The sequence below is a fragment of the Streptomyces sp. JN8 genome (genome assembly GCF_055808075.1).
This window is the reverse complement of record NZ_CM147852.1, coordinates 296687-314442: the sequence shown is the minus strand read 5'-3', so window position 1 is coordinate 314442 and position 17756 is coordinate 296687. Positions and strand designations below refer to the sequence as shown.

Sequence of the window (17756 nt, the reverse complement as noted above, 5' to 3'; positions counted from 1 at the left end):
GATGCTCACCATGGGAAAGCGGGTGACCGGCCCGGTGCGCCGTCGGCCGAGGAAACAGATGTGCGATTGTCGGTCACGCGTGATAGTCACTACCTCCACGGGGGGAGTGATCACTGGCCTCCCCCTGTTCGATCATGCAAGGGGTGGGGACATGGCGTTGCTCGGTGACTTGGGGCTCACGCTGGGGAGATGGGCGGGTCGGCCCGGCGTGCGCGTCGAGAAGGACTCCGGCGATCCCGCCGTGGCACGCGTACGCGAGGCGGCCGTCGCGGCCGACTGGGCCACCGTGCGGGAGGTGCTCGAAGCGCGCCCCGAGAGCGAGAACCGCGTCGAACTGCTCTGGGCCGTCGGCGACGCCGCCGGGGTGGAGCAGTGGATCACCCGCGTGATCGACGACCAGCCCGAGGCGCCGCTCCCCAAGCTCGTGGCGGGGATCCGCCACATCAGCTGGGGCTGGGAGGCCCGCACCGGAGCCCGCGCGTCCCAGGTCTCGCGCGAGCAGTTCGAGGTGTTCCACACCCGGCTGCGCAAGGCCGAGGAGTGGCTGTACGAGACCGCCGAGCGCGAGCCGCGCTGGACGTCCCCCTGGTACGGCCTCCAGGTCACCGGCCGCGGTCTCCAGGTGGGCCAGGAGACCGCGCGCCGCCGCTTCGAGGCGACCGTGCGGCGCGACCCGCACCACCTGGAGGCCCATCAGCAGCAGTTGCAGCAGGTCTGCGACAAGTGGGGCGGTTCCCACGAGGAGATGCACGCGTTCGCGCGCGAGTCCGCCTTCAAGGCCCCCGCCGGCACCCTGCTCGGCCAGCTCGTCGCGGTCGCGCACATCGAGGAGTGGCTGTCCCTCGACTCGGGTCCGGACGCCGCGTACATGGGCCGTCCCGAGGTCAGGACGTCCCTGCACGAGGCCGCCGACCACTCCTACCGGCATCCGGACTTCGTCCGCAGGGGCGGCTGGAACCAGGTCCTCAACACCTTCGCCATGGCCTTCTCGCTCGCCGGCGACCGTACGGCCGCACAGGAGTGCTTCCGGGCCACGGACGGCCGCGTCACCGAGTTCCCCTGGTACTACCTGGACGGCAACGACCCCGCCGCGGCCTACCGCAAGCAGCGCTCGTCGGCCGGACGCTGACCGCTCCGGCCTCCCGACCGGGACGCCGAGCCCGGCCCCGACGGAAGACACCGGACCCCGCCCCGGACACCGCGGCCACCCGGCCCACGTCCGCGCGCCGGACCACGGTGCGGGCCGACGCCTCAGCCCACCACTCCTCCGCGCCCCCGCACGCGTGCCCTCGCGTCCGCGGGCGACGGCGCCGTCCGGGCCTCCGTCCCCCACCCCGAACCGCCCCTCTCACCGTCGTCCGCACCCGCCCGGCGCGGGCGCCCACCGAAAGACTCCGCCAGGTGCCCCCTTCCGAATCCGCCCACACCTTCCAGGTCGACCTCCGCGGCCTGGTCGACCTCCTCTCCCACCACCTCTACTCCAGCCCCCGCGTGTACCTGCGCGAGCTCCTGCAGAACGCCGTGGACGCCATCACCGCCCGGCAGGCCGTCGACCCCGACGCCGCCGGATCCATCACGGTGCGGACCGGTGAGACCCTCACCGTCACGGACACCGGCATCGGCCTGAGCGAGGCCGACGTCCACCGCTTCCTCGCCACCATCGGCCGCAGCTCCAAGCGGACCGCCGACGGCGCCCTCGACGGAGCCGGTCTCGACGCGGCCCGCGGGGAGTTCATCGGCCAGTTCGGCATCGGACTGCTCGCCTGCTTCGTCGTGGCCGACGAGATCACCGTCCTGAGCCGGTCCGCCGCGGACCCCTCGGCACCCGCCGTCGAATGGCGCGGCCACTCCGACGGCCGCTACACGATCCGGACCCTGCCCGCCTCGGCGGTCCCCGAGCCCGGCACGACCGTGCGGCTCACGCCCCGCGCCGACAACGCCGAGTGGACCACCCCGGACCGGGTCGTCTCCCTGGCCCGGCACTACGGCGGGCTCCTGCGCCACGAGGTCACGGTCGTCGGTCCGCGCGGCGAGACCCACCGGGTCAACGAGGCACCCCCGTGGGAGCGGAGCCACCGCTCCCCGCTCGCCCGCCGCGAGGCGCTCACCGCGTACTGCCGCGACCTCTTCGACTTCACCCCGCTCGACACGATCGACCTCGATCTTCCGGCGGCCGGACTGCGCGGCGTCGCGTACGTCCTGCCCACGGCCGTGAGCCCGGCGCAGCGCGCGGGACACCGCGTCCACCTCAAGGGGATGCTGCTCACCGACCAGGCCCCCGAACTCCTGCCGGAGTGGGCCTTCTTCGTCCGCTGCGTCGTCGACACCACCAGCCTCCGCCCCACCGCGTCCCGCGAGTCGCTCTACGAGGACGGCACGCTGTCCGCCGTACGCGACGCCCTCGGCGACCGGATCCGCGACTGGCTCACCGGTCTCGCCGCCAGCGAACCCTCGCTGCTGCACCGGTTCATCGACACCCACCACCTCGCCGTCAAGGCCCTCGCCCGGCACGACGACGAGCTCCTGCGGATCGTCCTGCCGTGGCTGCCGTTCGAGACCACCGACGGCAACGTCACGCTGGAGGAGTTCGCCCGGACCCACCGGACCCTGCTCGTCACCCGCAGCGTGGAGGAGTTCCGCCAGGTCGCCCCCATCGCGGCCGCGGCCGGCCTGGGCGTCGTCAACGGCGGCTACACCTACGACCGCGACCTCGTGCACCGCCTCCCGGAGATCCGGCCGGGCACGTCCGTCACCGATCTCGACCCGGCCACCGTCACCGCCCACCTCGACGCCGTCGACCCCGGCGCCGAACTGAGGGCCGCGGGCTTCCTCGCCGTCGCCCGGGAGACCATCGGCGTCCACGACTGCGACGTCGTCCTGCGCGACTTCCAGCCCGTCACCGCGCCGGCGCTCCTCCTCGACAACCGGGACGCGCGCCACGAGCGGACCAGGTCGAGCCTCGCCGCCGAGAGCGACGGCCTGTGGGCCGACATCCTCGGCTCCCTGCGCCACGAGACCCCGCGCGCCCAGCTGGTCCTGAACCACCTCAACCCACTGGTCCGCCAGGCGATCACCATCACCGAACGGGGCCTGGCCGTCACGGCGTCCGAGGCCCTCTACGGCCAGGCCCTGCTGCTCAGCCGCCGCCCGCTCCGGGCCAGTGAGAGCGCCCTTCTCAACCGGGCCTTCATCGGCCTGCTCACCCACGCCATGCACCAGCCCGGCACGGACGCACCCGGCTCCGAGCCCCGGAAGGAACTGTAGATGCTGGACACCCCCGAGGCCGTCGTCGAGGCGCTGCGCGAGAACAACGAACGCCCCCACGGCCTGCCCCGCACCGTGACCGCCGAGGAACTCGTCGAGGCCGCCGAGCCCTTCGAGAAGCCGGACGTCCTCGTCACGGCCCTGCTGGAACTCATGTCGGCGTACGAGTTCACCGGCGAGCACCGCAAGTCGCCCGTGGCCTTCGCCCGGCTGCTCAAGCTGTGGGACACCGCACCCGAGGCGTTCAGCCAGTGGGAGGCCCACCAGGTCTTCTGGCGCTTCAAGTGGGTGACGACGTCCCTGCTCCAGGTGCCCGAGATGCCGCTGACCTCGATCGGCAGCTGGATCGAGCAGATGCGGACGCGCTACGAGGCCGCCGACCACGGCATGCAGCCGGTGGCCGCCATGCGCTACCACCTGGCGACGCACACCGGTGTCGGCGTCGCCGACGCCTACGACCTGTGGGCCACCCGCTCCCGCACCGAGCTGAGCGACTGCGAGGCCTGCGAGACCCGTCACCTCGCCCGGCATCAGGTCGCGGCGGGCGACGACGCCGGAGCGCTCGACACCTGGCGCCCCGTCCTCAGCGGCGAGCAGGAGTGCACCGAGGAACCCCAGGTCAGCCAGGCCCGCGCCCTGCTGCCGCTGCTGCGACTCGGCCGCGTGGACGAGGCACGCTCGTCCCACCTCACCGGCTACCGGCGGGTCCGCGGCAACAACGGCACCCAGGAGGAGGTCGGCCTGCACCTGGAGTTCTGCGCCCTGTCGCGCAACGAGGGCCGCGGCCTGGAGATCCTCGCGGAGAACCGCCCGCTGTTCGAGGCGACCGGCGCGCCCCTGGCCCACCTGGCGTTCCTCACCGGTGTCGAGGTGCTGCTCGCCCGGCTCGTCGAGGACGGCCACGCGGACACCCCCGTCGCGGGGCCGGCGGGACGCAGCTGGACGGCGGGCGCACTGGCCGCCCACGTGCGCACGGAGGCGGACCGGCTGAGCGCCGCCTTCGACGCGCGCAACGGCACCCCGGCCGTCGGCGACCTCCGCCGCGCGCGCCTCGCGCAGAAGCCGCTGCTCGACGCACCCCTGCCCCTCGGGCTGCGGACCTCGGTCACCCGTCCCTCCGACGCCGCCGTCCCGGGAGGTGCGGCGGCCACCGGGTCCGCGAGCGGTGCGACGTCCGGGCCCGCGCCCGCGGCCGTGGACGTTCCCGAGGACTTCGTGGAGCTCGTGACCGAGGCACGGAGCCTGGCGCGCATCGGGCACCCCGGCGGCGCGCGGCTCTGGGCCCGCATCGCCGAGCGCGTGGCCGACGGCGACACCCCGCACGCCGACCGGCTCGGGCCCCGGGACCTCCTGCGCGCCGAGCTTGCCGAGCAGGACGCGTACCGGCTCTCGGGCGAGGACCGGCGCGCGGAGAGCATGGACGCCCTCGACCGGGCCACCGCCCTGTACGAACGGCTCGCGATGCCGTGGCAGGCGCTCTCCACCCGGACGCGTGCGCTGGCCTGGGCGACCGCGCCCGACGCCCCCGCCAGCACGGAGGAGAAGCCCGACTCCACGGGCCCGCGCGACGAGACCGCCGCCACCTCGCCGGCCGGCGAGGCCCTGGCGGAGGAACGTGCGGCCGACGGCGCGACCGGTGACGGCTCTGCCGACCCCGACGAGGTCACGGCAGCGGCCGTTCCGGCCGCGACGCGACTCCGCACCGCGCAGCTCGACCGGGACGAGGTCCGCTCCGCCCTCGACGCGACCCTGCGCGAGGCCGAACGCCTCAAGACCGAGGTCCCGTTCACGGGAGAGCCGCTCGGCGAAGCGGAGGCGGCTGCCTCCGCCGGGGCCGAGCTCGCGACGGAACGCGCGCTCGACTACCTCACCGTCCTGTACTCCGCCGTCTTCGTCGCCTACCAGGACCTCCAGCGCCTGCTCCCGGAGGCCCCCGAAGCCGACCGCGAGCGGTTCGACACGGCCGTCGGCGTGCTGCGCTCCGAGGCGGAGCGCCTGTCGGCCCCGCACCACGTGGCCAACGCCCGGCAGTTCGTCGCCGACGTCGCCGGCCAGTGCGGCGACACGACCCTCGCCGAGTCCGAACTGCGGGCCGCGCTGCGGGACGTCGAGGTCTCCGGCCGGCCCTGGCGTGGCTCGCGCCTGCGCGCGCTGCTCGCCCAGATCCTCCTCGCCAAGAGCGAGCCGGAGGAGGCGGCCGAGCTGCTGCACCGGGCGATCACCGACGCGGTCCGGTACGACGAGAAGGACTTCCCGATGGCGCCGACGTACGCGCTGCTCGGCCACGCGGCCACGCACCGCGGGGACTCCGGCGGCGCGGTGCGCCACCTGTCCGAGGCGGCCGCGCGCTTCGACCAGGACGGGGCGTTCGACGACGCCGCGCAGGCGCGTCTCCAGCTCGTCGACGTCCTGGCGGGATCGGGCCGGCAGGCCGACGCGGTCGCCGTGCTGGAGTCCGTCCTGTCGGACGAGGCAGCCGCGTCGCTCGACGAGCGACTGGTCGCCCAGGCACGGCTCATGCTGGCGCGCGGGCTGCGGGAGCTCGGGGAGTACCTGCCCTCCGCCGAGGAGTTCCTGCGTCTCGCCGAGGCCGTGTCCGGCTGGGAGGGCGACGACGGTCCGATCCGGACCCTGGTGGCGGCGGAGGCGGCGACGACGCTCGCGATGGCCGACCGCTGGGAGGCGGCCGAGGCCGCGTACGGCCGGGCCGTCGCGGCGCACGCCGAGGCGCCGAACCCCGGCCTGATCCTCCACATGATGCGCGAGTTCGCCCGTCTCACGATGCTGGCCCGGGAGGCGGAGGGCCTCGACGCGGCGCTCGGGCACCTCACGGAGGCCGAGGAGCTCCTTGCCGCCGTTCCCGGCGACGCGGAGCACTTCCACGCCTGGTACGAGCAGGGCGAGATCCACTACCGCCGCGCCCGCGTCCTGGCGGAGGCGGAGCGCTTCCCGGAGGCGCTGGACGAGGCGGAGGCGGCCATCGCCACCCACGAGCGCGGCGGGCCGCAGGGAGAGATCCCCCGCGCGGAGTCGGTCCGCTTCGCGGCCCTCGTCGAGGGCAACGGCCTGGGTCGCTTCACCGAGGCCGTCGCCCGCCTGACGACGGCGTCCGCCCGCTGCCGCGAGGCGGACCTCACGGACGCCGCCGACATCCTCGACGCCATGCGGCAGGACTTCCTGAAGCGGCGGTAGCGAGAAGCGGTACGGGCCCCCCGCTCGCAGACGCGGGGAGCCCCGCCGATCGCGCCGAAGGCCCCGGAAGGGTGCGCGAGACGGGGGCAGGCGGGGGTCGGCGCCCCCGTGGGAGCCGCCCCGCCGGGAGGCGCATCCGGCTCCCGATCGCGGGCATGTCCGTGGCCGGCCGTGCCGCGGTCAGGCCCCGCGGGCAGCCCCTACGACACGGGTGAGGCCCGGCTGTTCCAGCCGGGCCTCACCCGTCAGGCGGTCGGGCCGCCGCGTCGTCGTGCGGGCCGGGTCAGCTGAGCGTCTTGACGGCGGACGCGTCGTACGGCTGCAGCTCGTCGGTGCGCCCGGCGAGGACCTTCGCCGCCCACTCCGGGTCCTGGAGCAGCGCACGGCCGACGGCGACCATGTCGAACTCGTCCCGCTCCAGGCGGTCGAGGAGCTCGTCGATGCCCTGGAGCGGGGCGCCCTGGCCGGCGAAGGCGTGGAGGAAGTCGCCGTCGAGGCCGACCGAGCCGACGGTGATGGTCGGCCTGCCGGTGAGCTTCTTGGTCCAGCCCGCCAGGTTGAGGTCGGAGTCGTCGAACTCGGCGATCCAGTGGCGGCGGGTGGAGGCGTGGAAGACGTCGACCCCGGCCGCGGCGAGCGGGGCGAGGATCGCCTCCAGCTCCTGCGGGGTCTCCGCCAGCCGCGCGTCGTACGCGTCCTGCTTCCACTGCGAGTAGCGGAAGATCACGGGGAACCCGGGCGAGACGGACGCGCGCACCGCGGCCACGATCTCGGCCGCGAACCTCGTCCGGGCCACCGGGTCGCCGCCGTAGGCGTCGGTACGGCGGTTCGTCCCCGCCCACAGGAACTGGTCCAGGAGGTAGCCGTGGGCGCCGTGCAGCTCCACACCGTCGAAGCCGATGCGCTCGGCGGCCGCGGCGGCCTCGGCGAAGGCGCCGATGACGTCGTCCAGGTCGCTCTGGGTCATGGCCTTGCCCGCGCCCTCGGTGCCGTCCGTGCGGATCCCGGAGGGACCCATCGCCGGGGCGTCCGGGTAGGGGGCCTGGCCCTGCTCGCGCACCATGCCGATGTGCCACAGCTGCGGCACGATCGTGCCGCCGGCCGCGTGCACGTCCTCGGCGACCTTCGCCCAGCCCGCGAGCTGCTCCTCGCCGTGGAAGCGCGGCACGCGGTCGCTCTGCCCGGCCGAGGCGTGGCCGACGTAGGTCCCCTCGGTGACGATCAGGCCGACGCCGGCTGCGGCGCGCCGGGCGTAGTACGACCGCACGTCCTCGCCGGGCACTCCGCCGGGGGAGAACATGCGGGTCATCGGGGCCATCGCGATGCGGTTCGGGACGGTCAGGCCGTTCAGCGTGACAGGCCGGGACAGGATCTCGGCCGCGCGTGAGCCGGTGGACGCGGTGACGGTCACAGGGACGCTCCTCGTGGCAATTACTTGACAATCTTGATGCTTGAGAACTTCATGCAACGAGGGCGACCGTAGACGTCGATGCTTGAGATAGTCAAGTATCTCTGGGCTAGAGTGGCCTCCATGACAGAAGCTCCCCGCGTCGACACGGCCCAGCTCCTGGAGCTGCTCTCCGTGTCCCTCGGCGTGTACTACGGCGATTTCACCGTCGCGGCGGCGAGCGAGAACCTCACGGCCAGCCAGGGGCGGGCCCTGACCGTGCTGCGCCGGGGGCCCGCGGCGATGCGTGCCCTGGCCGGGACCATGACCTGCGACGCCTCCAACATGACGGGGATCATCGACCGGCTGGAGAAGCGCGGCCTGGTGCGACGCGAGGCCGATCCCGCCGACCGGCGCGTGAAGAACGTGATGCTCACGGCCGAGGGCGAGCGCGTCACCGATGCGATCCGGGCGAAGATGCACCTCACCCAGGAGGGGTTGGCCGGGCTGGGAGCCGAGGACCGGGACACCCTGTACACCCTGCTGGAACGGGTCTTCCTCACCGCCCCGGCCACCGCTTGACCTCCGGCCGCCGCAGGCTCCCGCCCCGGCCACCGCCCGACCTCCGGTCACCGCGCGCTCCCGGCCCGGCCCGCCACCGGATCGGCCGACCGGCACGTGCTCCCTGCCCGGCCCACCGTCCGGCCCACGGCCGCCGTACCCTCCCGCGTCGCCGCCGGTCGCCCGATCGGCCCGCCGGAGGGTGCCGGACTCCCGCGGGGCCGCCACAGTGGCCCCATGGAGCAGATCCCGGCCGCCCCGTCCCGAGGTGACCGGTTCGCCGTCCCGGCGAACCGGCCGGTCCTCCGCGGCCACGCCGCGACGTACGACCGGTTCGGCGAGCGTGGCGAGAGGACGAACTGACGTGGCCGCATCCCCGAGCTCCGGTCCAGCCGTCCCCGAGGACCACGTCGTCGTCATCTCCGGCGCCACCGGCGACCTCGCCCGCCGCAAGCTCCTGCCCGGCCTGTACCACCTGGCCCGAGCGGGACTGCTCCCCGACGGCTACCGGATCGTCGGCTCGGCCCCCGCGGCGGTCGCCCTCAGCAGCGAGGCGTTCCGCGCCCACGCACGCGAGGCGGTGGCCGAGTTCGGCCTGTCCCGGCCCGAGGGACCGGAATGGGCGGAGTTCGAGCGCCGGCTGACCTTCGGCGCCGCCGACCCCGAGGACCCCGGTCCGCTCGTCGCGGCCGTGCGCGAGGCCGAACGGGAGATCGGCGGCACCCCGCGGATCCTCCACCACCTCGCCGTACCCCCGCAGGCCTGCGCCTCGGTCGTGCGGCTGCTCGGCGCCTCCGGGCTGGCGCGGAACGCCCGCGTGATCGTGGAGAAGCCGTTCGGCACGGACCTCGCCTCCGCCCGGGCCCTCAACGAGGCCATCCACACCGTCTTCGACGAGGCCCACGTCTTCCGCATCGACCACTTCCTGGGCAAGGAGTCCGTCGACAACATCCTCGCCCTCCGCTTCGCCAACGGACTGCTCGAACCGATCTGGAACCGCGACCACATCAGCCACGTGCAGATCGACGTCCCCGAGCACATCGACATCCAGGGCCGCGCCCACTTCTTCGAAGGTACCGGCACCTTCCGCGACATGATCGTCACGCACCTGTTCCAGCTCCTCGGGTTCGTCGCCATGGAACCCCCGGCCACCCTGGACGCGAACTCCCTGCGGGTCGAGAAGGACAAGGTCTTCCGGAGCCTCCGCCCCGTCGACCCGGCCCGGGTGGTCCGCGGGCAGTACGACGGCTACCGCGACGAGCCGGGCGTCGACCCGGCCTCCGACACCGAGACGCTCGCGGCCCTGTGTCTGGAGATCGACAACTGGCGCTGGGCCGGCGTCCCCTTCTACCTCCGCTCGGGCAAGGCCCTGGCCCAGAGCGGTCACGTCATCACCCTGGGGTTCCGCGAACCGCCCCTCCGGATGTTCCCGCTGGCCGCGCAGGAGTCCGCCGAAGGCCGTCACAACGAGCTGGTCATCGACTTCTCCGACCCGGGGACCATCACCGCGCGCTTCCTTGCCAAGAAGCCCGGCCCCGACATGCGCCTGACCCCGGCGCAGATGGTCTTCGACTACGCGGACTCCTTCAGCCAGGACCACGCGCTGGAGGGCTACGAGCGCCTCATCCTGGACGCCATGCTGGGGGACCAGTCCCTCTTCACCGACGCGACGGGCATCGAGCGGCTCTGGGAGGTGGCCGCGCCCCTCCTGGAGTCCCCGCCGCCGGTCGAACCGTACGCCAAGGGCTCCTGGGGACCGGACAGTCTGACGGAGCTCATCCGGCCCTACCGCTGGCACCTACCCCAGAGCGGCTGACCCGGGCCGCACCGGCCGGGTCGGACCACCGGGAGCGACGCCGGCGCCCCGCACGGGACCGCGGGCGGAACCGACGCCCTCCGGCCCCGGCCGGGAGCCCCGGCGGGCGCCGGTGTCACCCGCGGGCGGTGCGGGGGAGCGGTCGCTGGTTCCAGCCCGACACCACGGGCAGTCCGTGTTCCGTGGACAGCCGGCCGATTCTGGCCGTCGCGAGGAGGAAGAGCCGCCCCTCCGAGGGAGGCAGCCCCAGGTAGCGGGCGGTCAGGACGCGCAGCAGATGCGCGTGCGCGACCAGCACACCGTCCTCCTCCGCGGCGGCGAGCAGGGGTGCGACGCGCGCCAGCACCCGGTCGGCGCGACGCCCCACGTCCTCCGCGGTCTCGCCCGGCCGCCCGTCCGCGTACGGGGCCACCCCGTCCTCCCACAGGGACCAGGCGGGCCGCGTCCCGTGGATGTGGGCCGTGGTCAGCCCCTCGTACCCGCCGTAGTCCCACTCCTGCAGGTCCTCGTCCACCACCGCGTCCCGCAGCCCCGCGAGGTCCGCCGTGTGCCGGGCGCGCCGCAGGGGACTGGTGAGTACGAAGGAAGGGGTGCGCCCTTCGAAGTGCGGGGCGAGCGTGCGTGCCTCCGCCTCGCCCTCCGGCGTCAGGGGGAGATCGGTGCGGCCGGTGTGGCGTCCGGTGGCGCTCCACTCCGTCTCGCCGTGGCGGATCAGGACGAGGTCGCTCATCGCGGCGGTGCTCCGTTCGTCGGCGGGACGGCGCGGGCCGCTTCCCGCCTGCGGGCGGCCGGAAGCGGGGTCCCGGGCTCCAGCATGGGGCCCGGACCACCGGTCACGCACGTGACAGCGCCGCTCGGGTGGGCCGCCGGAGACGGAACGGGTCAGCGGCCGAGCGCGGTGCGGAGCGTCAGCCCGTGATGGCGCCGGAGCCGGTGCAGCTCCCACCACGACAGGGCCGTCACGGTCACGGGCGCGCCGAGGACGAAGAGCCACCGGATCCCGGGCGGCGCCTGGTCGTAGGCGCCGGTGAGCAGATCCAGGAGGGCCATCTCCCACACGAGGACGCCGGCGAGGAGCGGGGGCAGCACCTCGTGGATGTCGGCGGTGCGGAACACGTGCACCAACGACAGTCCGATGCCGTAGAGGGCGAAGCCGATGGACCACACCATGAGGGAGACGATCACGACCCGCCCCGGGAGCCCCACGGCGTCCCGGAACCCCGCCAGCTCCGGCGCCATCGCGAGGGCGGAGGTGCCCATGGACGCCATGATCGCCAGGACCGCGCCGAGGGGGCGCAGGACCCGTCGCAGGTACACCCGGCGCAGGCCGTCCCGGGCGGCGGCCACGAAGGCGCCGACCACCACGGGGAAGGTGCACACGAGCACCAGCACGCTGGTCCAGCTCTGGTCGAGGCGGTCGCCCGCCACACCCTGGACGTCGTCGGCGGTCACCACGGCCTTGTAGCTCAGCATCAGCGCCACCCAGGCCAGCAGTCCCAGCCCGGTACGCCAGTACTGCAGCCGGCGGACCTCACGGTCGTCGACGAGCCCGGGACGGGAGGGACGGAAGGTCCGCTGAGCGGCGTACAGGGGGTCGTAGAGGCACCGGACGACGGTGCGGGCCCGCGAGGGCTCCGGCCGGGGCGGCGGGACCGGTCCGTGGACCGGCGGATACGGGTACCCGGGCGGGGGCCCGGGCCGGCCGTACGGCTGTCCCGGGGGAGGCCCCGATCGCGGATACGGGAACCCCTGGGGAGGCCCGGGCGGCGGGTACGGGGATCTGGGCGGAGGGCCGGACCGCGCGTGCGGACGGCCCTGCGGCCGGCCGGACGGGCCGCTCGGGTTCGCCGGCGGGTTCGCCGGCGGCGCGTAGGGGTCCCGCTGCGGCAGGTTCGCGGCGCTGCCGCCCGCCGCGTCCCCGTACCCGCTGCTTCCGTAACCGCTCATGCCCCGTACCCCCGACGTCCCGCTCGTGCGAACCCAGGCATCCTAGGGGGCCGACCGGGCGGGGGCCTCCGGGGCCTCCGGCCCGGTCGTCGCAAGGCCGCGAACGTCCCTCTCCCCGGAGAACGGCGAGGCAGATCATCGCACGTGGCCGGGGCACGCATGTCCGGGTGGCGCGGGCCGGGCCGGTGATGGCTTCATGAGGGGGTGCGGCGGGCTCCCGCGCCGCCGTCGAACTCGTCCGACCCCCGGGGCGGCATGTGCCCTCGTCCCGCGATCCCGTAGCCGACCCGCCGAGGTGATCTCGCATGGTGACAGACCGATACGGCAACCCGTTGCACGAGTGCACGCGGGAGACGGCCGCGCACCTCGACCGCGCCGTCGAGTCCCTGCTCCACTTCAGCCCGGAGGTGGAGCAGGCGGTCGCCGGCGCTCTGGCGAGCGCACCGACCTCGCCCGTCGCCCAGTCCTTCGCCGCCTACCTCGGGGCGCTGGGAACGGAGCCCGGCGACACCGTCGCCGCCCGGCGGACCTTCGACCGGTTCACGGCAGGCCTGGACGTCTCGGCCCTGCCCCTGCGGGAGCGCCTGCACGTGGCGGCCGCCGGGGCGTGGCTGGCGGGGGATCTGACCCGCGCGAGCGGGCTCCTGGAGGAGTTGTCCCTGGAGTGCCCGAGGGACGCGCTCGCCCTGGCGGTGGGACACCAACTGGACTTCTTCACCGGTGACTCGGTACGCCTCCGCGACCGCGTCGGAGGGGCCCTCTCGGCCTGGGACGCGGCCGAGCCCCATCGCGGCCTCGTGCTCGGCATGTACGCCTTCGGGCTGGAGGAGTCGGGCCACTACCGGCTGGCCGAGGAGGCGGGACTCGCCGCGGTCGAGCAGAACCCGCGCGACGTCTGGGCCATCCACGCCGTGGTGCACACCTACGAGATGCAGGGACGGGTGGCCGAGGGCATCGGCTACCTCGACGCACGCCGCGACGACTGGGCGCGGGGGAACTACCTCAACGTCCACAACTGGTGGCACTACGCGCTCTACGCGCTGGAGGCGGGCGACACCGACACCGCCCTGGGCATCTACGACGCCGCCCTGCACAACGACGAGTCGGCCGGCCTCGCCATGGAACTCCTGGACGCCGCGGCCCTGCTGTGGCGGATCCGGCTCGCGGGAGGGGACTCGGGCGCCCGCTGCGGAGTGCTGGCGGACGCCTGGGAGGCGCGCGCCGATCCGCCCTTCTACGCGTTCAACGACGTGCACGCCGTCATGTCCTACGTGGGCGCCGGGCGTCTCGGCGAGGCGGAACGGCTCATCGCCGACCGACGGAGGTGGCTGGCCCAGGGCGGGGCGGACACGGTCACCAACAGGCGGATGACCGCGGACATCGGTCTGCCCGCGTGCGAGGCGCTCCTGGCGCACGGCCGGGGGGACCACGCCGCCGTCGTCGAACTCCTGTGGCCGCTGCGCCGGAGGCTCCACGAGTTCGGCGGCAGCCACGCACAGCGCGACGCGCTCCAGAAGACTCTGCTGGACTCCGCACTGGCCTCCGGACGGCACGATCTCGCCCGTGCACTCATCAGCGAGCGGATCGGGCTGCGGCCCGACAGCTCGTACAACTGGTCGGCCCGGGCCCGGCTCGCCGACGCCCTGGGGGACACGGCCCAGGCCTCCACGGCCCGCGACCGCGCCAGGCATGCGGCCGAGGCGGCGGCGGAGTCACTGCCGACAGTGCCGTAGTGCCGGCCGGCGTCGGAGGCACGTGGGACACGTTCCGCGGCCCGCCGGCGGGACCCGTACGGGGTCCCGGGGGAATGGCAGGGGTGACAGGAGTCGAACCTGCGACATCCGGTTTTGGAGACCGGCGCTCTGGCCATCTGAGCTACACCCCTTCGGTGTGCAGACAGCGTGACACCGAAAAGGATCAGAGACCACTGATTTTCCGCAGCGATGGTGTCCGCGACCCCTGCCTAGGGCGCCTTCGGGCCCGGGGCAGGGGCGCGCATCCGCTCACGGCCGATCCCGCGAAACGGGAATGAGGGACGGAACGGGACTGGCACCCAGGGAGGAGACCGCCATGGTCGTCGACGGCGGAACCCGCGCGCTCGTGGTGGGTGCGACGGGAAGCGTCGGGGGACTCGCTGCCGAGGCACTGACACGGCTCGGGGCCACCGTGGCGCTCGCGGGACGCGACCGGGAGCGCCTCGCCTCGCGCGCGAAACAGCTGGGAGGCTGCCCCCACCGTGGATTCGAGGCGTACGACCTGGCCGCCTGTGAGGAACTGGCCCCTTGGGCGCACGAGGCCCTGGGCGGGCTCGACGCGGTGGTCGTCGCCGTGGGGGTGGCGGGCTTCTCTCCGGCGGCGGAGGTGCCGGAGACGGTCGCGGAGCATCTGATGACGGTGAACGCGCAGGCGCCGATGGCCGTGGCCCGAGGTGCCCTGCGCGTCCTGCCGCCGGGCGGTGCGGTGTCCGTCGTCACCGGCGTCATCGTTGACCGGCCGCTGCTCGGGACCGCGGACTACGCGGCGAGCAAGACGGCGCTGGCCGCCTGGCTGTCCGTCGTCGGCCGTGAGGCGCGCCGCGCCGGGATCTCCGTCCTGGACGTCCGCATGCCCCACCTGGACAACGGCTTCGCGCAACGCCCGGCGATCGGCAGTCCCCCGTCCCTCCCGGAGGGGGAGGAGACGGCCCGCGCGGTCGAGGAACACGTCGTCGCCCCGCTGGTCGCCCGGCTGGGGGAGGGCGGGTAGACACACCCGTGGGGGCGTCCGGCGGGAACGCACCTCAGGTCGGACCTCTGAGCGTTACTTGCGGCCCACGCCCGCGTACATCGCGACGTCCGGGGTGTCCGCGTCCGCGCGCCAGGCGGAGCAGGACACCACGCCGGGGTCGAGGAGTTCGAGGCCGTCGAAGTAGCGGGCGATGGCGTCGGGGGTCCGCTGGGTGAGCTTCGGGGTCCCGTGCTCGTTCCAGAACGCGACCGCCGCGTCCACGTCCGGCATGTCGGGGTGCCGGACCGTGTGGGAGAGGACGAGGTGGCTGCCGGGTGCGAGCGCGTCCATCAGACGCTTCACGACGGCGTACGACTCCTCGTCGTCCTCGACGAAGATGACCACCCCGAGGAGCATCAGCGCGACCGGCTGCGACAGGTCGAGGGTCTTCGCCGCGGCCGCCAGGATCGTGTCGACGTCCCTGAGGTCGGCGTCCAGGTAGTCGGTGCGCCCCTCGGGCGTCCCGACGAGCAGGGCGCGGGCGTGCGCGAGGACGAGCGGATCGTTGTCGACGTACACGACCCGGGCCTCGGGGGCGACGCGCTGGGCGACCTCGTGGGTGTTGTCGGCGCTCGGGAGCCCCGTACCGATGTCCAGGAATTGCCGGATGCCCTCCTGCTCGGCCAGGTACCGTACCGCACGCCCCAGGAACAGGCGGTCCGCCTTGGCGTAGTCCCCGATTCCGGGATGCAGCGCGCGGATCCGGTCACCGGCCTCCCGGTCGACCGGGTAGTTGTCCTTGCCGCCGGTCCAGTAGTTCCAGATCCGGGCGGTGTGCGGCCGGGACGTGTCGATGCGGGTTTCGATGTCGGTCACCTGTGCAACGTATCGCAGCACTGTGGCAACTCTCGTTCGGTTGTGGCGCGTTACACCCGTTGTTCACACGGAGCTCGTCGACCGGACGGACCGGCGGACGGACGTGTCGACGTCGGTCCCGACGTCGCGTCCACCGGCCGGCCGGTCGACGCTCGCGACGCGTGTGAGGGGCTCGGCCTCAGTCCCGCACGAACGCCAGATCCGCCGCTCGCACCAGCTCCCGCGGCCCGGCGGACCGCAGCACGACATCCAGGACGGGGGCGGGTTCTGCGGCGTACGCGTGGGAGAACCAGGCCATGTTGGCCTCCACCACGGCCCATCGGTGACCCGGGCTGTACGGGTCGAGCAGCTGCCCGACATCCACGACGACGGCGCTCGGCAGGGAGGGGCCGGCCGCGGCGACCAGACGGTCGACGAACTCGGCGATCTCCCCGGCGAGGGGGCCGTTCCGGTCGAGCGGCCGGGGATCGAGTCGGCCGAATACCGCGTACCGACTGCCTGCGGCGATCTGCCCGTCGAGCAGGAAGAGCCGGTACTCGGCGGCGAAGGTCACCACCTCGGAGAGGAGGACGGGCGTCGCGGGGTCCAGGTCGGCGGGCAGCCGCGAACCGTCCGCGTACACGTCCGCCGGGAAGGACTTCTCCCGCGGCGGTTTGACGAACGTCGGCCGGTCGACGGCCCAGGCGTCCAGGACGGTGGCCGTGCGGACCTCGCGCCCCGTGAACTCCTCCGGCAGCTCGGAGAGCCAGTCGTCCGTCGGTTCGAGCAGCGCGAAGCCCAGCCGGGCGGCCATGCGCGCGCCGGCGGCCGGCCCGCCGTACCAGTACGCCGGCCCAGCGGCGGCGCCGACGTCCTCCGCGGCCCGGACCTCCATCCCGCGTCCCGCCGCCTCGACGGCCAGCAGTTCCATCGTGGACGTCCGCCGTCCGGGCATGACCAGCACCGTAGTTCTCCTTCGTGACGTGCAGGCCGCCAGGCTAGACAGATCGCGCGCGGTCCGCCCGCGGATTTCCGGCGGCAACCACGGGCGCGTGGAGACCGGCGACGAGCGCCCTGACCTGCGCGGACCCACGCTCGATCGGCAGGGCGGCGCAGAGCCGGCACCTGTCCGGCCATCCACCCGGCGGACCCTGCCCCCTTCCCGGGCTCAGCCCGCGGTCCGACCGCCGAGGTCCGCCGCCAGCGCCGCGTAGACGTACTCGCTGCCCCAGCGGTCCCCGTCGAGGTCGTTCTCCACCAGGTGCGCCTCCCGGCGCATCCCGAGGCGTTCACAGACGCGCACCGAGCCGGTGTTCTCCACGTCCAGCCGCGCGTAGAGGCGGTGCACGCCCAGCGTCTCGAAGGCGAACCCGGCCAGCGCCGCGGCCGCCTCGGTCGCGTAGCCGTGGCCCTGGTGACCCGGGTCGAGCGTCCAGCCGATCTCGGCCTGGGCCGCCCGGGCATCGGCCAGGGTGAGGCTCACCTCGCCGAGGAGGCCGGGCTCGTCACGTCGGCAGACGGCGAGCGCCAGCTTGTCCCCGCCCGCGACCCACGACGTCTGCGTGGCCCGCTCGGCAGCGACCTCCTCGCTGCGCTCGCGGGTGTGCGCCGGCCGGTACAGGTACCGCGCCACGCCCGGCAGGCTCTGGTAGGCGTACAGGTCGTCCGCGTCGCCCGGGACGAAGAGGCGCAGGGACAGCCGGGCCGTGGTCAGCGGCAGCAGCGGGGCGACGTCCATGCGGACCTCCGGGACGCGGATGTGGATCACAGTGCGGGCCGATCCTCGCAGTCCGCATCCCCGGCGGCCACGTGTTTTCCGGCAGCAGCCGCGCCGTCGTCCCGCCGGGGCAGGGCTCGGCCCCCCACCACCACCGGACGCCGCGCCCCTGAGTCGTCCGCCGGGCCCGCGCCGCTGGTCGGCCGGGTCCGAGTTCGGGCACCATGAGCCGTTCGGGGGGCCGGAGCCGTACGCACGGCCGAGGGACCGCAGTGCGAGGACCGGGGGAGTGGCTGTGGGCAGGTTCGGGC

14 protein-coding genes and 1 tRNA gene are annotated in these 17756 nt (G+C 74.2%); 8 read left to right on the top strand and 7 right to left on the bottom strand.

Features of this window, described 5'->3' with window-relative positions:
• Nucleotides 1-151: 151 nt before the first annotated feature.
• The 3 genes from ACY0MR_RS01500 (at nt 152) to ACY0MR_RS01490 (ending at nt 6456) form a co-directional block, all read left to right on the top strand.
• Nucleotides 152-1129: a hypothetical protein gene (locus tag ACY0MR_RS01500; protein ID WP_392864419.1), complete on the top strand. Its 978-nt coding sequence runs from the start codon at nt 152-154 to the stop codon at nt 1127-1129.
• Between the two features lie 272 nt (nt 1130-1401).
• Nucleotides 1402-3264 (top strand): HSP90 family protein, encoded by a 1863-nt coding sequence (locus ACY0MR_RS01495; RefSeq protein WP_388800325.1) that lies wholly within the window; start codon nt 1402-1404, stop codon nt 3262-3264.
• On the top strand, nt 3265-6456 hold the full coding sequence (locus ACY0MR_RS01490) for a tetratricopeptide repeat protein (RefSeq protein WP_473558486.1): 3192 nt from the start codon (nt 3265-3267) through the stop codon (nt 6454-6456).
• Nucleotides 6457-6739: 283 nt separating this feature from the next.
• On the opposite strand, the gene ACY0MR_RS01485 is transcribed toward ACY0MR_RS01490, so the two are convergent.
• Nucleotides 6740-7867, bottom strand: a complete 1128-nt coding sequence (locus ACY0MR_RS01485) for an NADH:flavin oxidoreductase (protein WP_388800331.1) — start codon at nt 7865-7867, stop codon at nt 6740-6742.
• 120 nt (nt 7868-7987) lie between these two features.
• Between ACY0MR_RS01485 and ACY0MR_RS01480 the strand changes: the two genes are divergently transcribed.
• The 3 genes from ACY0MR_RS01480 (at nt 7988) to zwf (ending at nt 10220) form a co-directional block, all read left to right on the top strand.
• Entirely contained in the window at nt 7988-8425 is a 438-nt protein-coding gene (locus ACY0MR_RS01480; protein WP_388800334.1) for a MarR family winged helix-turn-helix transcriptional regulator, read from the top strand.
• A 216-nt stretch (nt 8426-8641) separates the two neighbouring features.
• Entirely contained in the window at nt 8642-8767 is a 126-nt protein-coding gene (locus tag ACY0MR_RS01475; RefSeq protein WP_473558483.1) for a hypothetical protein, read from the top strand.
• 1 nt (nt 8768) lies between these two features.
• Nucleotides 8769-10220, top strand: coding sequence for a glucose-6-phosphate dehydrogenase (zwf, locus tag ACY0MR_RS01470; RefSeq protein ID WP_404080928.1), 1452 nt, complete (start codon nt 8769-8771; stop codon nt 10218-10220).
• A gap of 115 nt (nt 10221-10335) precedes the next feature.
• On the opposite strand, the gene ACY0MR_RS01465 is transcribed toward zwf, so the two are convergent.
• Together ACY0MR_RS01465 and ACY0MR_RS01460 are read right to left on the bottom strand one after the other, a co-directional pair.
• Entirely contained in the window at nt 10336-10950 is a 615-nt protein-coding gene (locus tag ACY0MR_RS01465) for a histidine phosphatase family protein (protein ID WP_473558480.1), read from the bottom strand.
• Nucleotides 10951-11102: 152 nt separating this feature from the next.
• Nucleotides 11103-12167 (bottom strand): hypothetical protein, encoded by a 1065-nt coding sequence (locus ACY0MR_RS01460; protein ID WP_473558478.1) that lies wholly within the window; start codon nt 12165-12167, stop codon nt 11103-11105.
• 305 nt (nt 12168-12472) lie between these two features.
• Between ACY0MR_RS01460 and ACY0MR_RS01455 the strand changes: the two genes are divergently transcribed.
• Complete coding sequence (locus tag ACY0MR_RS01455; protein WP_473558476.1) at nt 12473-13900, top strand: tetratricopeptide repeat protein; 1428 nt, start codon at nt 12473-12475, stop codon at nt 13898-13900.
• Nucleotides 13901-13975: 75 nt separating this feature from the next.
• Here the strand turns inward: ACY0MR_RS01455 and ACY0MR_RS01450 are convergent.
• Nucleotides 13976-14052, bottom strand: a tRNA-Trp gene (locus ACY0MR_RS01450).
• Nucleotides 14053-14237: 185 nt separating this feature from the next.
• Here ACY0MR_RS01450 and ACY0MR_RS01445 point away from each other — a divergent pair.
• Nucleotides 14238-14912 carry an SDR family NAD(P)-dependent oxidoreductase gene (locus ACY0MR_RS01445; protein ID WP_473558473.1) on the top strand — a complete coding sequence of 225 codons (675 nt, stop codon included), beginning with the start codon at nt 14238-14240 and terminating at the stop codon, nt 14910-14912.
• 54 nt (nt 14913-14966) lie between these two features.
• Here ACY0MR_RS01445 and ACY0MR_RS01440 read toward each other — a convergent pair whose 3' ends face one another.
• The 3 genes from ACY0MR_RS01440 to ACY0MR_RS01430 form a co-directional block, all read right to left on the bottom strand.
• Nucleotides 14967-15749, bottom strand: a complete 783-nt coding sequence (locus ACY0MR_RS01440) for an SAM-dependent methyltransferase (protein WP_388800357.1) — start codon at nt 15747-15749, stop codon at nt 14967-14969.
• 178 nt (nt 15750-15927) lie between these two features.
• Entirely contained in the window at nt 15928-16659 is a 732-nt protein-coding gene (locus tag ACY0MR_RS01435; protein WP_473561646.1) for an ATP-grasp domain-containing protein, read from the bottom strand.
• Between the two features lie 237 nt (nt 16660-16896).
• Nucleotides 16897-17466, bottom strand: coding sequence for a GNAT family N-acetyltransferase (locus ACY0MR_RS01430; protein WP_404081536.1), 570 nt, complete (start codon nt 17464-17466; stop codon nt 16897-16899).
• Nucleotides 17467-17756: the final 290 nt, after the last annotated feature.